The organism is Marinomonas gallaica, assembly GCF_049821165.1.
GTDB lineage: Bacteria > Pseudomonadota > Gammaproteobacteria > Pseudomonadales > Marinomonadaceae > Marinomonas > Marinomonas gallaica.
This window is the reverse complement of the sequence record NZ_CP187511.1, coordinates 1,815,610-1,830,496: the sequence shown is the minus strand read 5'-3', so window position 1 is coordinate 1,830,496 and position 14,887 is coordinate 1,815,610. Positions and strand designations below refer to the sequence as shown.

The window sequence follows — 14,887 nt, the reverse complement described above, 5'->3', positions numbered from 1 at the left end:
TAAGGAACAAAGTATGACTCGCAACTGGCACACGCAAGAAGGATTCCCTTTGCCTCTAGGGGCCACAGTAACGCCAGGAGGAGTCAACTTTGCCGTCTTTTCAGAGCATGCAGAGCAACTCTATCTATGCCTCTATAATGAAGCTGGTGATGAGCTTTCTAGATTACCTTTTACTCATAAGCAACGCGGTATCTGGCATATGGAAGTCCTCGATGTTCACGAGGGACAACATTATGGGCTCCGTGCTGAGGGGCCATTTGACTTAGAAGCGATGCACCTATTCAATCCAAGTAAGCTACTCATTGACCCTTATGCAAAGCGTTTAAGCAGTCGTTTGGTCTTTCATGATGAACAAATCACGCTGACACCTAATGGTCAATTGGACACCCGTGACTCTGGCGCTTGCGTCCCAAAAGCCATTGTCACAACTTCTAGTCCGAGCAAGCATTCACTCACAGCGAAACCAAAAGCCTCCGAAAGAAGCCTTTACGAGATGCACATTAAGGGGTTCAGTCAACAGCTCGATATTGACGCATCTCTTCAAGGCACTTACCTTGGCGCCTGCAGTGAGTCCGCCATTAATCACTTGACCTCATTGGGCATCTCAACCATTCAGCTAATGCCGTGCTTCGCCTTTGCTGATGAGATCCATTTACAAGAAAAAGGCCTGTCTAATTATTGGGGTTATAACCCGATCAACTTCTTCACGCCTGATGATCGTTATGCCATCTCTGACGCAGTGGAAGAATTTAAAACGATGGTGGCAACGTTTCATAAGGCGGGTTTTGAAGTCATCCTAGATGTTGTTTATAACCACACGGCTGAAAGCGAGTTAACGCATGGGACGACCTGTTACAGAGGACTCGATAACAGCAACTACTACCGCCACATCCAAGGTCAGTATCTAAACTTTACCGGCTGTGGCAACTGCGTTGATACTTACCACCCAGCCACCGTTAGACTGGTCTGTGACAGTATGCGCTATTGGGTAGAAACCATGGGGGTGGACGGTTTCCGCTTTGACTTAGGTGTCGACTTAGGCCGCGAGCAGCATGACTTCTCGCCTAATGCACCCTTGTTGCAAGCCATCTTACAAGACCCTGTTCTAAGCCAAACAACATTAGTGATGGAGCCATGGGACATCGGTCCAAACGGCTATCAAGTGGGGCATTTTCCACGTGGTTTTATCGAATGTAACGATAAATACCGCGATACCATCCGACGCTTTTGGCGTGGTGATGCCAACACAATACAAGAATTCGCAACCCGCTTAATGGGTTCTAGAGACCTGTTCCACAAGGGTCACAAATGCGCGCTGCATTCGGTTAACTACATTACCTATCACGATGGGTACACGTTACGCGACCTTGTGTCATACCATCGTCGTCACAACTTAGACAACCGAGAAAACAACCGTGACGGACATACTGATAACATCAGTCAGAACTTCGGTGTTGAAGGCGAGACGAACGATGTACGCATCAGAGAAGCGCGTCTTACTCAACAAAAATGCTTTATGGCCACACTCCTGTTTAGCCAAGGCACGCCTCATATATTAGGTGGCGATGAGTTGTCACATTCACAAAACGGCAATAACAACGCCTATTGCCAAGATAACGAAATCACTTGGTTAGGCTGGCACGATAGTGAAGAACGGCAAGTACTCAGCAACCTTATTTCCGAAGCATTATCGTTAAGACAACAGTATCCTGTTTTAGCTGAAGCCCTACTTCCAGACGATCCTTTATATCGACATAAAACGGCTGATGACATCGGCTGGTTTAATGAATTTGGACAGTCTATGAGCCTCGATGACTGGCAACATCCAGAACGAGATTACCTATCGGTTCAAATGATTGAGTCATCTAGCAACACCAAACTTTGGTTGGTATTTTATCGAGAGGATCAACCTATCAAGGTCCGCACACCAGATGGTTATGAAATAAAAAGCGTGCTATTTTGTACTGATAACAATGTTCAAACCCAACAAAATGAGTTCGAACTGGCTAGACGCTCAGTGTTATTGATTGAACTTACCTCTTAGTAGAACGAGTTCCTTCTGATTTAAGACGAGCCATATGAGAGAGGCGATACGTGGCAGAAGTAAGCATTCCTGATTTTAATAACCTTAAACCATCAAAAGAAGGGTCGAGTAACGCTTCCGCTTCGGTCGCGAATAAACGCGTATTAATCGTTGAAGACATCGGTGAAATGCGTCTTATGTTGAAATCACTGATGACCAGTCTTGGTTACAGTAAGATTGAAATTGAACCTTCAGGTCAAGCAGCCTTAAAACGTATTTTAGAGGGGCGTTACGACATTGTTCTATCAGATTATAATTTAGGTGGCAGTGTCGATGGTCAGCAGCTTTTAGAAATCACTCGTAAAACATACTCGCTAGATCATTCGACCATTTTTATGATGATCACAGCCGATACCGCTTATGAAGCCGTTGTCAGTGCCTTAGAATATCAACCGGATAGTTATTTAGTTAAACCCTTCCCACCAGAATCTTTTATGCGCCGACTAGGGCGTGTGATTAAACAAAAACAAGCATTTCATAACTTAAACCAAGCTCGCTTAAATGAGGACTGGGACCAAGTTATGGAAGAAGCTAAGTATGTTATGAGTAAGCATGCTCCCTACGCCAGTCTTTGCTTAAAATCCATTGGTGAAGCGTTATTTGCAAAGGGCGAGTACAAACAAGCTAAAACGCACTATATGCTGATTACTCAAAAACATAAAAATCTCGCATGGGCTTATTACGGTATTGCCCAATGTGAAATGGAAATGGAACAATACGCTGGCGCCGCTAAAAACCTTCAAACGACCATTAACCTTAGTAGACACTTTTTATCGGCTTATGACCTGCTAGCAGATGCCTACGAGAAACTTGAAGATTTAGAGCAAGCGCAAGCGGTTTTACGCTCAGTTCTTGAAGTCTCCCCACGATCTCCAGAGAGAAGCAAACGTATGGGGGATATAAGCGCAAAACTAAACGACTGGTCTTCAGCGGAACAAGCGTATGGTCGAGTCATTAGAGTTAGCCGCGACACGATTAATGAAACAGTTGAGATGTATTACGATCACCTCCAAGCCATTACCAATTTAATAAACTCTGGCGAAGAAGGTAAAACACTCAATGACAAGTTTAAACGCTCATTAACGCGCTTACGTATTATCGGCAAAGCGAGCCCAGTATCGGTCACTAACTCGTTTCGCATCGAAGTACAGCAGTACGTAACACGTAATCATATGGGCGAAGCCATAAAAACTTGGCACAATTGGAATCGTCTAATTGCCGATGGTAAAGCATCGCCCCTATCAGAAGGTCAAGAATACTCGCTTAAAAAACGTCTAGGCCTACTTTAACCCCTTTTTGAATGAGTAATATGGCCACTTCCAGCGACCACCCTTACAGTGCATTAACGCCCGACACCATTATGGATGCAGTAGAGTCAAAAGGACTTTACTGTGATTACCGTTTGTACCCTTTAAACAGCTATGAAAACCGCGTTTATCAAGTCGGCATTGAAGACTCTACGCCTCTTATCGCTAAATTCTATCGGCCACAACGATGGTCTAAAGCGCAAATCCAAGTCGAGCACGACGCCTTACACGCACTCGAAAAAGAGGACATTGCAGTCGCTGCCCCCATCACTCTTGATAACGAAAGCCTGTTTGAACATAACGGCTTTTACTTTTCGCTAACACCCAAGATCATAGGTGACTCACCTGAAGCAGGGGATTTAGACCAGTTATTTCAAATCGGTGAGTTGATTGGCTCAATGCACGCGGCGTCGGTTGACTGGACAACCGATGCAAAGCCTTTCATCAATTCCTTAGAGCGCGTTAAACAAGCTAAGAAGAAAGTCGAAGCATGCCCTTTTGTACCGAAATCGATGCGTGATGGATATGAGAAAGTTGTCGTATCTCTCGGCAAAAAAATGGAAACGATGTTAAAAACGCACTCAACGGCCCGTATTCGATTTATTCATGGGGACTGCCACCGCAGCAACATCATCAATGATCAAGGCCGCTTAACCTTGGTCGATTTTGATGACTGCAAAATGGGTTACGCAGTGCAAGATTTATGGTTACATATTACGGATGCCTCGGCGAAACAAACACAACTGAGCGAACTTATAGAAGGCTACGAAAGTTTTTGCTCATTTGATGCTCAAGAGCTGGATTTAATTGATGTCATGATGGCCGAGCGCCATATTAGTTATACGGCGTGGATTGCTGAACGCTGGAATGACCCCGCTTTTCCTGCCATTTTCCCTCACTTCATAGGCGAAGACTTTTGGCGCCAACATTTGCATGACCTAAATGATATTGTGGCTCATTGGGGAAAATGGCGCTGATTCATTACTCGCTGCTTCCGAGCTACAAATCTGTATAAGGTTGTTATCTGGGTCATTGAACGTGAACAATACGAAGCTACCACGATCAATTGGCCCTTCTAACAGCTCGATGTCGAGCTGTTCAAAATGCAAAATAAGTTGTTCAGCGGTTAAATCGCTTAACAAAGAGAAATGTGCTGCACCTTCTAATGCATGATGACGCATTTCTTGCCCAATGCTTTGAAATACTAGCTTCTCTTCACCTAATAACACGCCATGTCCCTGCTCACTGGGCAATAACTTCAACCCCAGCACGGTTTGATAAAAGGCCAAGGATTGATCAATATCCGCGACGGTGAGCACGACTGAATCAAAACGTCTAATCATTTATATTACCTTCCATTTCTGACGCCCTATCACTCTTATCGACATCCGCTTGAGCAAATAATTCAGGGAATATGCACGTGATACTGGTACCGCCTACGACTAACTTATCTTTGGTCGTACGAGATAAACGTTTCACTCTGTATTCGAGTTGCATAGCCAATTGCTTATGACAGACCTGCTCATACCAAACTAATGTTAAAGGCGCTTTGCCTTTTAAAAATCGTGCACCTTTACTTCCGCCAGCTTGATGTTCTTTAAAGCGGCGCTCAACATCGGTCGTGACACCCGTATACAAGGTGTTCTGACACGTTTTAATCATGTAAATATACCAAGGTAAACTCATTTTAAAAGTGTACTCGCACACCAAGTTGATAAAAATATTTGCTATTCCGAAAGGCACTTAACTCATGGTTATTAAACTAATAGTCAGAAAGCATGTCTATTCATTACAGAGCTGTTTACACTGCTAAGTTGTGTTATGTAAATCTATGAAAAGTGTCTAGTCTTTGTGAAGGTCATCCTTCATATTCCTGTTGAATCTACCTAAATAGTACGGAAGCCTAACCCAGTGTTCTCTTCGAGACTCATTTCTTTGCTACTTACAGCCATTTTAAGTCTTAGCTTAATCGGTTGTAGCGTAACGCCTTCTGAGCAACAGAGCTATTCTCAAAACGCGAATAACACCTTAGCAGCTGAAAACCAACAACTGTTCAATCGCGGCCTAAGTACTCAACAAACAACAACGTTATTAGACTTAATACCAGACCCAATTCTTTTGAATTTAATAGAGCAGGCACTCAAAGGCAATCCGAGTCTACAAAGGACTGCATTGTCACTCGAAGCCAATCGGTTATCTGTAAACGTCTCGCGCGCAAACCGTTTACCTCAAGCCAATGCCAGCGTATCGGCTAATGAAGTGGAAAATAGTGATACGCGTTACTCTAGTAGTGTCAATATAAGCTGGCAATTGGATGTTTGGTCCAAGCTTGCCGACGCCGACAACGCCGCTCAGAAAAATCTTGCTAGCGCCCATGAACTTTTTCGAGCCAGTCAGGCGACACTTGTCAGCAGCGTCATGAAAAATTGGTTGCAGCTTGTCGCCAATCAACATGCAATCTCGATTGAGAAGAAGCGTTTAGCCTTGCTGGAAACTAACGAGCGCTTGATTGTACAGCGATTTCGAAATGGCTTGGGAACGTTAGAAAATCTAGACGAAGCTAAGACTGCGACGTCTCAATCCCGAGCATCGCTTGCTCAATATCAAGAAGAATTCGCCAGCAGCAAACGAGCACTACGCCTATTAATGGGCTCAAATCAAACGGAGCCGTTTACTGTTCCAAAGAATTACCCTTCGGTTTGGCTAGATCTCAATCGATTGCCGATACAAGACTTAAGTCAGCGCCCTGACTTACGTGCCGCTTATCTGAGCATTGAAGCCGCTGATTTGGAGACCAGTGTCGCCTATAAAGATATGCTTCCATCGCTTAGTCTGAGTGCCGCATTAAGCGATAGCGGATCGTCATTGCGAGACGCATTATTTGTGTCTCCTATTTGGTCTTTGCTTGGACAACTTAGCGCGCCGTTATTTCAAGGTGGCCGGTTAAAAGCGAACTATAAAATCGCGCAATTAGAGACAGCACAAGCCTATCAAGATTACCGTGAAACACTGTTAACGGCCGTGAACGAAGTGGAAAATACACTGGGTCAAGAGCAAGTACTCACCCAACGCCGACAATATCTGCAAGCCGCCCTCAACAGTGCAGAGAGTAATCGCCAACAATACGAGCAAAAATATCGCTCCGGAATTGTTGCACTGAACGATTTAATCAGCGCGCAACAGGCCGTGTTTAATCTTCAAGCACAACTCGATACCTTGTTATTTCAGCAACTGAGTAATCGCGTGGATTTAGGCCTCGCTTTAGGACTAGGAATCACCCAACCATGAAACGTTTTTTACCTTGGATTACCCTAGGTCTTTCTATCATCGTGTTAGCCGCCGTTTACGTTTACATCAGTGCCGCGATGCATAAACAGGACGCATCTTTTAGCCGGCAACGTCCGCCGGCTCAAGAAACGCCCTTAGATGTCAGTGTCATTACAGTCAATGTTTCGTCTCATGCTGCGGCCATCGGTGCGGTAGGGGTTGCTCAACCGCATCAAAACCTGACACTCACCTCTCAAGTCAGTGGCGAAGTCATGACGCTTGCGGATCAATTTGAAATCGGCTCTCAGGTTAAACAAGGTCAAACATTATTAACGTTAAGCAATATTAGCCTAAAATCTGATCTAGCCAGTGCGCAGAATCAGTTAGCCAATGCGGCTCTGGCATTGAAAGAAGAACAGCGTCAAGTCGAACAAGCCAATGCAGAATGGCGCGCAGCGGGACTTGATGGCGATCCGGCTTCGGACTTAGTACTGCGAGCACCGCAATTAGCATCCGCAAAAGCGGATGTCACCGCCGCAAAGGCGGCATTAGCGCTCGCAAAAGACAACGTTGAAAAACTATCTATTAAGGCCCCTTTTGACAGCATTGTCGTTTCCAAGGATGTCTCTCTTGGCAGTTACCTAAGCAGTAACACACAAGTTGCGACGCTATACAGCACAGATCGTGTCATGATCAATATTGAATTGAGTTTGCAAGATTGGCAGAAACTGCCCGATGCGCAGACGTTAATAGCAGAGAGGTGGTCCGCCACCGTTCAATCGGTAAACGGTCATGACACATGGCAAGGCTATGTTAAACAAGCAGGATTTCATGTGGATTCAGCCTCAGGATTACGCAGTTTATTTATCGCCGTAGATCGCCCCCTCGAGCAAACACCTGCCCTACTGCCAGGCAGCTATGTCAAAATTGCGCTCGAGGGAGCCCAGCAACAACGCCTTTGGCAACTGCCAAATTCCGCACTCAGCCAAAAAAGCCAGATTTGGTATATTGACCAAGATAATCGCTTAGCGAACTTTGATACAACACCGGTATTCGTAGACCAAACGTCTGTCTATATTGAACCGCCTGCCGTCTTGCAAAACACTCCGCAACAAGTACTGACACACCCTTACAACAGTTATTTGACAGGGATGTTAGCTAACCCGCTACAGAGAGCGACGCAATGAATTCTGAACAAGCCAGAGGTATTATTCCTTGGTTCGCAAACAACCCAGTTGCCGCTAATTTATTATTAGTTCTGGTCATTGCGCTGGGCGTTATCAATATGGACAGCCTAAACCGAGAAGCGTTTCCAAGCTTAACGCCAAATGAAATCTCGGTCTCCATTCGTTACGACAGCGGCTCAGCCCAAGCCACTGAAGAAGGTGTTTCAATTCCAATGGAGCAAGCACTCCAAGACGTACTGGGTATAAAATCCATCACCACGACATCAAGTGCCAGCAGTGCCAGTGCTCGTATTGAGATGCAAGATGGCTATGATATTGACGAATTAATGGATGATATTAAAGACGAGTTGGACCAAGTTACGTCTTTTCCAGATGAAGCTGACCCGCCTGTCGTCAGTAAAGCCATGCGTCAAGAACACGCGATTTGGATTCAACTGTATGGTGATTCGGACCGACGGACATTACAAACATTAAGCAAAGAGCTCGAATCAGACTTACTTGAACAGGCGAATGTAAATTCTGTCTCTATCTCCGGTTGGCTGGATCCCACCATGCTTATCGACGTTGATAAGACAAAGCTTGAAGCCTATGGCTTAACCTTATCGGACGTAGCAGCTGCAATTAACAGTGAATCCAGTCCTGCACGTGTGGCCACTCTTCGTAACGAAGACCTTTACTTGCATGTTCGCGCGTCTTCTCAAGCATACGTCAAACAAGAGTTTGCTAACATTCCTGTTCGTACGTCTAATAGCGGTGCTGTATTACGCCTAAAAGACATCGCTACCATTACCGATGCCTTTGATGACGAAGATTTTATGCTATCTCGTTTTAACGGCGAATCGAGTTTAGCATTGCAAGTACTGACAACAGGCCGCGATGACATCAGTAAATCTGCCGAAGCGGCCAAACAGGTGGTTCAAGAATGGCGACAAAGCGGGCGCTTGCCACAAAGTGTGTCATTAGACACTTGGTACGACCGCAGTGAATCCATCAACAGCCGTTTGTCTCTGATGATCAAAAACGCCATCACCGGTATTGTGCTGGTATTCATTATGCTGGCGATATTCTTGAACTTAACCGTCGCTTTTTGGGTAGCGATGGGGCTGCCCTTTATTTTCTTCGGCACCCTATTTGTAATGGGCTTGGACAGCATCGCGCTGACGCTAAACCTGTTTACCACTTTTGGCTTTATTATGGCGCTGGGGATCGTCGTCGATGATGCCGTGGTGATTGGCGAAAGCGTCTACAGCGTTCGTTCAAAAGAAGGTGACACACTCGCAAACACCATAAAAGGCACCATGCGCGTGGCCGTCCCAACCTTGTTTGGTGTTTTTACGACGGTTGCTGCATTTTGGGCACTATCGAATATAGAAGGACGACTGGGACAGCTATACGCTCAATTCGCCGCCGTTGTTGCCATTTGTTTAATCTTGTCTGTTATTGAGTCTAAACTCATCTTGCCGGCTCATTTAGCCCATCTGAATACACACCGGAAAGCGCGTACCAATCTATTGGCTAGAGGATGGGGCAGCATTCAGAACTCAGCTGATGCGGGCTTGCAGTGGTTTAATCACCGCATCTACGCCAAGCTGATACATCATTCGATCAACCATCGTTATGCTGTCTTAGTACTCTTTATTACGGTATTCGCCTTAGTCATCTCAATGCCCTTTACGGGTGCCATCCGCATGAGTTTTTTCCCGAATATACCTGGGGATACCATTCGTGCCAATGTATCTATGTACAGTGATGTGAGTTATGGTCAAACACACCGTGTGCTTACCTTACTCGAACAAACCGCACGTGCAACGGATGAAACCCTACGCAAGGGTTCCGATGCGCTCGGCATAGAGCATTTACAAGTCACCGCCAATGGCGATCAATCAGGCCGACTACGTGTCGAATTAGCGTCCTCAGCCCCCTATTCCGCTGCAGAGTTTGCTCGTACTTGGCAATCGTTATCGGGTTCACCGGAAGGGGTAAGCAATCTGCGAATCAGAAGCTCCTGGCAATCTATTGATGCCCTACGCATTGAGCTTCGCGGCAGCGACAACACGGTACTAGAAGGTGCCATGGAAGAACTGACCAACAAACTAGGTAGCGTCTCTGCGGTTCGAGGTCTAGAGCAAAGTGATTCAGCCACTGAGTCTCGATTGGTATTACGGCTAAACGATCAAGGTCGCGCCTTAGGATTATCGACCAATACACTAGCGGGTCAGATCATGAGCAACTTTGATGGGCAGGTGGTCCAGAAATATCAGCGCGACAATGCGGAAATCGAAGTTCGCATTGGTTATCCAGATAACCAAAGAGAAAGCCCAGCGAATATTTTAAACACATTGGTGACTTTAAACGATGGTACACGCGTGCCACTCGACTCGGTGGCGACGCTAAGTCAAGAAACCGCTCAAACGAAGATCACTCGCATCGACAGTAAGCGCTCTATTTACTTGTCCGCCGAAGTAGATAAAGACTTGATGTCGGCGACAGAAGTCGTGGATTACTTAAAGAATGCCATCGAACCTGAAATGAATCAGCGCTTCCCATCCGTAGACATGTATTACTCTGGTGAAGCTGAGGAGCGTGAAGAAACAGAATCGTCTATGGTACAAATGTTTGCTATCGCCATGTTGATTATTTACGGGTTGTTGGCCATTCCATTAAAATCTTACAGCCAGCCCATCATCATTATGATGGCCATTCCGTTTGGGATTGTTGGCGCATTACTGGGTCATTGGTTTTATGGTTTAGCGCTGGGTATTTTCTCGCTCAATGGGATCATTGCCCTGTCAGGCGTTGTGGTCAATGACAGTCTATTGCTTACCGCTCGCTTTAATGAATTGCGCAAAGAGACAAAGCACTTACGCAAAGCCATTATCGAAGCCTGTCAAAGTCGCTTGCGTGCCGTATTGCTCACCTCAGTCACGACTTTTGCGGGGCTAATTCCGATCCTTGGAGAAACATCAAGACAGGCACAAGTCATGGTCCCCGCTGCCATATCCTTGGCCTACGGTATTCTCTTTGCAACGGTAATTACACTGGTTTTGATTCCTGTATTATTGATGATTCAAGAAGACTTCAAACAGCTCTTACGTCGAATCAAACCTCTGCTGTCAAATGACAGCCGCGAATCGACTTCTGACTCACCAAAATAGTACTAAACAGCTCCCATGATAAAAGCGCCAGCCCACACCGTGGACTGGCGCTTTTTATTGGCTAAAAACATTTCAAATTGCTGTTTTTATGCACTCTTCGACTAAAGTCTCAATTCTTCTTTACATCGTCACTGCTACATTCAATGTGCAAATAAAAATAACAAAGGAGTCGACGATGTCGGATCATACTCAAAACCAAGAAAACTACTGGAAGGCGAACGTCAGATTGATATTTGGCTGTTTAATCGTATGGGCACTTGTCTCGTACGGTTTCGGCATTCTGCTTCGTCCAATGCTATCAGGGATTGAAGTCGGGGGCACTGATTTAGGATTCTGGTTTGCTCAACAAGGCTCAATTATCAGCTTTATTGTCCTAGTGTTTTTCTACGCATGGCGTATGAATAGCCTAGATAAAGAATTTGGACTTGAGGAGTAATGACCATGAGTCAATTCACGATTAACTTGTTGTTTGTAGGGGCATCCTTTGCACTCTACTTTGGTATCGCGATTTGGGCACGCGCAGGCTCAACAAAAGAGTTCTATGTTGCTGGCGGTGGTGTCCATCCGGTCATGAATGGTATGGCCACTGCAGCTGACTGGATGTCTGCGGCATCCTTCATTTCCATGGCTGGCTTAATTGCAGCAGGTGGTTACGCCAACTCTACTTTCTTGATGGGTTGGACAGGTGGCTACGTATTGTTGGCAATGCTGTTGGCTCCTTACCTACGTAAGTTCGGTAAGTTCACTGTGCCTGATTTCATCGGTGACCGCTTCTACTCAAGAACAGCGCGATTAGTCGCTGTTGCCTGTTTGATTGCAGCGTCTGTGACCTACGTTATCGGTCAAATGACGGGGGCTGGCGTTGCGTTCTCTCGCTTCCTTGAAGTAGACAAAGATACCGGCTTGATCATCGCTGCTGTGGTTGTATTCTTCTACGCTGTATTAGGCGGTATGAAAGGTATTACCTACACACAGGTTGCGCAGTACTGTGTATTGATCGTAGCTTATACGATTCCAGCGGTCTTTATCTCGCTTCAACTGACGGATACATTCATTCCAGCCATTGGCCTATTCTCTGAGCACACTCAGTCCGGTATGCCTTTGCTACAAAAATTGGATGAAGTCGTACGTGAGCTTGGTTTCAGAGACTACACCGCTGATGTAGACAATAAACTGAACATGGTTCTGTTTACTTTGTCACTTATGATCGGTACAGCAGGTCTACCTCATGTGATCATTCGTTTCTTTACAGTGCCTAAAGTGGCTGACGCTCGTTGGTCTGCTGGTTGGGCACTTGTCTTCATCGCGTTGCTTTACCTAACTGCACCAGCAGTGGCATCTATGGCTCGCTTGAATCTTATGACGACTATTTACCCTGATGGCCCAACAGAAAACTCAATCGCATACGATGAGCGTCCTGATTGGATCCAAACGTGGGAACAAACAGGTCTAATCCAATACGAAGATAAAAATGGTGACGGTCGTATTCAGTTCTACAATGACACACCTGCCTTCGCTGAAGAAGCTACGGCACGTGGTTGGGCTGGAAATGAGCTAAACGTTAACCGTGATATCTTAGTATTAGCAAACCCTGAAATTGCTAACCTTCCTAGTTGGGTTATTGGTTTGATTGCGGCAGGTGGTTTAGCCGCAGCGCTATCAACGGCAGCAGGCTTACTATTGGCTATTTCGTCTGCTATTAGTCATGATTTAATCAAAGGCTCTATCAATCCTGATATAACCGAGAAAGGTGAGTTACTTGCTGCACGTGTGTCTATGTTCTTTGCCATTATTATTGCAACGTATTTAGGTATGAACCCACCGGGATTTGCGGCTCAGGTCGTCGCTCTGGCGTTCGGTATTGCGGCGGCGTCTATCTTCCCTGCACTAATGATGGGTATCTTCTCAAAACGTGTAAACAGTAAAGGGGCGGTGTTAGGTATGCTAGCGGGTCTAGGCTCTACACTGGTATACATCTTCACGTACCTAGGTTGGTTCTTCATCCCTGATACAAATACACTTGCGAATACGCCAGATAACTGGTTATTCGGTGTGTCTCCGTTATCGTTCGGTGCCATCGGTGCGGTCATCAACTTCGCAGTTGCGTTCCTTGTTTCAAGCATGACAGAAGACGTTCCTGAAGAAATTCAAGAACTTGTTGAAAGTGTTCGTTACCCTAAAGGGGCAGGCGGCGCTGTCGACCATTAATTGTTAGCCTTGCTGACGATGCCTAGCTCCCTTGGAGCTAGGCAACTTTATAACAAATAATAAGAAGGTGACTTTATGCTTTGGGAATTAATCGCGACCATCTGTGCTGGCTTAGCTGGGGCTGGTATCGCACTCTTTATCCGCAAGCTGTCCTTTAAGAAAGCACCTAAATGGCTGGTTCCCACTTTAGCAGGACTCGGCATGATCACGTTTCAAATTCAGAGTGAATACACTTGGTATTCACACCAAGCAAGCTTACTTCCTGAAGGGGTTGTGGTTGTTAAAACAGTCGAAGAAGAAGCGCCTTGGCGCCCTTGGAGTATGTTTTATCCTCAGACAACACGCTTCATTGCTGCAGACATCAAAAATGCGGCACAAAACCATGTTAATCAAGATGTGTATTTAGTCGATTTGTATTTCTTTGAACGTCGTTTGGCCGCTAAACGCGTGACACAAGTGATACATTGCGCGGCTGGCGCTCGAGCAAACTTCACTGATCAATTACATGTTCCTAATGGTACTCAGCTAAACAATGATGATTGGGTTCCATTAGCCGATAGCGATCCATTACTTGAAGCTGTATGCGATCATCGCGCTTCATGAAAAGAACTCAGGTAATAACGCTAAAGTAAATTTGTTCTAAGAAGCGTTTTCTCTGACAATAAAAGGCTCTCTCATTGGAGCCTTTTATGCTTTTTGACGATTCTCATCGCGATACTCTCTATAACATCATCTTCCAACGACGAGATGTACGAAGAGACTTCCTTCCCACACCGATCCCTGACGACATCATTCTGCGCTTATTAACCGCTGCACATCACGCACCTAGCGTTGGTTTTATGCAACCTTGGGACTTTATTGTTATAAAAGATCCCTCTACGCGTCGCAAAATTAAAGAAGGCTTTCTAATTGCCAATGAGGTTTCTGCAGATAAGTTTCAAGGGGATAGGAAAAGCCTGTATCGAACGCTCAAGCTTGAAGGGATCGAAGAAGCGCCACTGGGCATCTGCATCACTTGTGATCGCTCGAGAACAGGTGATGTCGTGTTAGGCAAGACGATAAAACCTGAAATGGATCTCTATAGCGCCGTATGTGCCGTACAAAACTTGTGGCTGGCGGCTAGAGCAGAAAACCTTGGCATGGGATGGGTGAGCATTTTAGACGATGATGTACTCTATAACACTCTTAATATACCGCGTGATTTGAATATTATTGGTTATTTTTGTATTGGTTACGTCGAGCAGTTTCAAAACACACCCGATTTACAACAGTTTGGCTGGCAGGATCGACGCCCATTGGAAGATGCCATTCACTTTGAGACCTGGAATACAAAATAGATGAGTTTTATTCAACTATTAGACTAATTTATATCGTTTGAGTTTAGTGAGTGCTGCACCTATCATGTGCAGCATAAAGTGATGCACTTACCATGAGCAAAACTACTTTAGATAACCAAAGGAGAGTTATATGAAAACTAAATCACTAGTTGAACTAATCGAATCTGTTGATACCAGTTACCTAACAGAACAAGAGCGAGTTGAAGCCATCGCACGAGCACAAGCAGCAGAATACTTTGCTGAATTAGTCGTTTCTGCAATGTCTTGGGTTAAGAACAAACTTGTTGGTAAACGCACTCAGTTCAACCCAGCTAAACACTCCCACGCTTAATCATTGCTAGAT

At 45.4% G+C, this 14,887-nt stretch carries 13 protein-coding genes; 11 read left to right on the top strand and 2 right to left on the bottom strand.

The features are described 5' to 3' along the window. Nucleotides 1-13: 13 nt before the first annotated feature. From glgX to ACPUEK_RS08585, 3 genes are read left to right on the top strand one after another with little or no spacing between them, the layout of a single operon-like run. Complete coding sequence (glgX, locus tag ACPUEK_RS08595; protein ID WP_425642928.1) at nucleotides 14-2,044, top strand: glycogen debranching protein GlgX; 2,031 nt, start codon at nucleotides 14-16, stop codon at nucleotides 2,042-2,044. A 50-nt stretch (nucleotides 2,045-2,094) separates the two neighbouring features. After that, nucleotides 2,095-3,372 (top strand): response regulator, encoded by a 1,278-nt coding sequence (locus ACPUEK_RS08590; protein WP_425642927.1) that lies wholly within the window; start codon nucleotides 2,095-2,097, stop codon nucleotides 3,370-3,372. 20 nt (nucleotides 3,373-3,392) lie between these two features. Continuing rightward, complete coding sequence (locus ACPUEK_RS08585; RefSeq protein ID WP_425642926.1) at nucleotides 3,393-4,367, top strand: serine/threonine protein kinase; 975 nt, start codon at nucleotides 3,393-3,395, stop codon at nucleotides 4,365-4,367. Here the strand turns inward: ACPUEK_RS08585 and ACPUEK_RS08580 are convergent. After that, nucleotides 4,329-4,733, bottom strand: a complete 405-nt coding sequence (locus tag ACPUEK_RS08580) for a VOC family protein (protein WP_067034444.1) — start codon at nucleotides 4,731-4,733, stop codon at nucleotides 4,329-4,331. The two genes, ACPUEK_RS08585 and ACPUEK_RS08580, sit on opposite strands and share 39 nt — an antisense overlap. Further along, nucleotides 4,726-5,052 carry a GIY-YIG nuclease family protein gene (locus ACPUEK_RS08575; RefSeq protein WP_231886155.1) on the bottom strand — a complete coding sequence of 109 codons (327 nt, stop codon included), beginning with the start codon at nucleotides 5,050-5,052 and terminating at the stop codon, nucleotides 4,726-4,728. The genes ACPUEK_RS08580 and ACPUEK_RS08575 overlap by 8 nt, the downstream gene beginning before the upstream one ends. 273 nt (nucleotides 5,053-5,325) lie before the next feature. Here ACPUEK_RS08575 and ACPUEK_RS08570 point away from each other — a divergent pair, with 273 nt between their 5' ends. The 8 genes from ACPUEK_RS08570 (at nucleotide 5,326) to ACPUEK_RS08535 (ending at nucleotide 14,875) form a co-directional block, all read left to right on the top strand. Next, entirely contained in the window at nucleotides 5,326-6,678 is a 1,353-nt protein-coding gene (locus tag ACPUEK_RS08570; RefSeq protein ID WP_425642925.1) for a TolC family protein, read from the top strand. Then, entirely contained in the window at nucleotides 6,675-7,844 is a 1,170-nt protein-coding gene (locus tag ACPUEK_RS08565; RefSeq protein WP_425642924.1) for an efflux RND transporter periplasmic adaptor subunit, read from the top strand. The genes ACPUEK_RS08570 and ACPUEK_RS08565 overlap by 4 nt, the downstream gene beginning before the upstream one ends. After that, on the top strand, nucleotides 7,841-10,999 hold the full coding sequence (locus ACPUEK_RS08560; protein ID WP_425642923.1) for an efflux RND transporter permease subunit: 3,159 nt from the start codon (nucleotides 7,841-7,843) through the stop codon (nucleotides 10,997-10,999). Before ACPUEK_RS08565 ends, ACPUEK_RS08560 begins: the two co-directional genes overlap by 4 nt. Nucleotides 11,000-11,174: 175 nt before the next feature. After that, the gene (locus ACPUEK_RS08555) at nucleotides 11,175-11,435 is read left to right on the top strand and encodes a DUF4212 domain-containing protein (protein ID WP_067034454.1); all 261 of its coding nucleotides are present in this window, start codon (nucleotides 11,175-11,177) and stop codon (nucleotides 11,433-11,435) included. A gap of 5 nt (nucleotides 11,436-11,440) precedes the next feature. Further along, on the top strand, nucleotides 11,441-13,207 hold the full coding sequence (locus tag ACPUEK_RS08550; protein WP_067214833.1) for a sodium:solute symporter family protein: 1,767 nt from the start codon (nucleotides 11,441-11,443) through the stop codon (nucleotides 13,205-13,207). Nucleotides 13,208-13,282: 75 nt separating this feature from the next. Then, entirely contained in the window at nucleotides 13,283-13,810 is a 528-nt protein-coding gene (locus tag ACPUEK_RS08545) for a hypothetical protein (RefSeq protein ID WP_067034460.1), read from the top strand. An 86-nt stretch (nucleotides 13,811-13,896) separates the two neighbouring features. Next, nucleotides 13,897-14,544: a 5,6-dimethylbenzimidazole synthase gene (gene bluB, locus ACPUEK_RS08540; protein ID WP_425642922.1), complete on the top strand. Its 648-nt coding sequence runs from the start codon at nucleotides 13,897-13,899 to the stop codon at nucleotides 14,542-14,544. A 130-nt stretch (nucleotides 14,545-14,674) separates the two neighbouring features. After that, nucleotides 14,675-14,875, top strand: coding sequence for a hypothetical protein (locus ACPUEK_RS08535; protein ID WP_067034466.1), 201 nt, complete (start codon nucleotides 14,675-14,677; stop codon nucleotides 14,873-14,875). Nucleotides 14,876-14,887: the final 12 nt, after the last annotated feature.

Bases quoted from the DNA above. Each gene is read 5' to 3' on its own strand.
- ACPUEK_RS08585 (WP_425642926.1), top strand. From the start codon at position 3,393: ATGGCCACTTCCAGCGACCACCCTTACAGTGCATTAACGCCCGACACC.
- ACPUEK_RS08575 (WP_231886155.1), bottom strand. From the start codon at position 5,052: ATGATTAAAACGTGTCAGAACACCTTGTATACGGGTGTCACGACCGAT.
- ACPUEK_RS08545 (WP_067034460.1), top strand. From the start codon at position 13,283: ATGCTTTGGGAATTAATCGCGACCATCTGTGCTGGCTTAGCTGGGGCT.
- ACPUEK_RS08555 (WP_067034454.1), top strand. From the start codon at position 11,175: ATGTCGGATCATACTCAAAACCAAGAAAACTACTGGAAGGCGAACGTC.
- ACPUEK_RS08560 (WP_425642923.1), top strand. From the start codon at position 7,841: ATGAATTCTGAACAAGCCAGAGGTATTATTCCTTGGTTCGCAAACAAC.
- ACPUEK_RS08535 (WP_067034466.1), top strand. From the start codon at position 14,675: ATGAAAACTAAATCACTAGTTGAACTAATCGAATCTGTTGATACCAGT.
- ACPUEK_RS08550 (WP_067214833.1), top strand. From the start codon at position 11,441: ATGAGTCAATTCACGATTAACTTGTTGTTTGTAGGGGCATCCTTTGCA.
- bluB (WP_425642922.1), top strand. From the start codon at position 13,897: ATGCTTTTTGACGATTCTCATCGCGATACTCTCTATAACATCATCTTC.
- glgX (WP_425642928.1), top strand. From the start codon at position 14: ATGACTCGCAACTGGCACACGCAAGAAGGATTCCCTTTGCCTCTAGGG.
- ACPUEK_RS08565 (WP_425642924.1), top strand. From the start codon at position 6,675: ATGAAACGTTTTTTACCTTGGATTACCCTAGGTCTTTCTATCATCGTG.
- ACPUEK_RS08580 (WP_067034444.1), bottom strand. From the start codon at position 4,733: ATGATTAGACGTTTTGATTCAGTCGTGCTCACCGTCGCGGATATTGAT.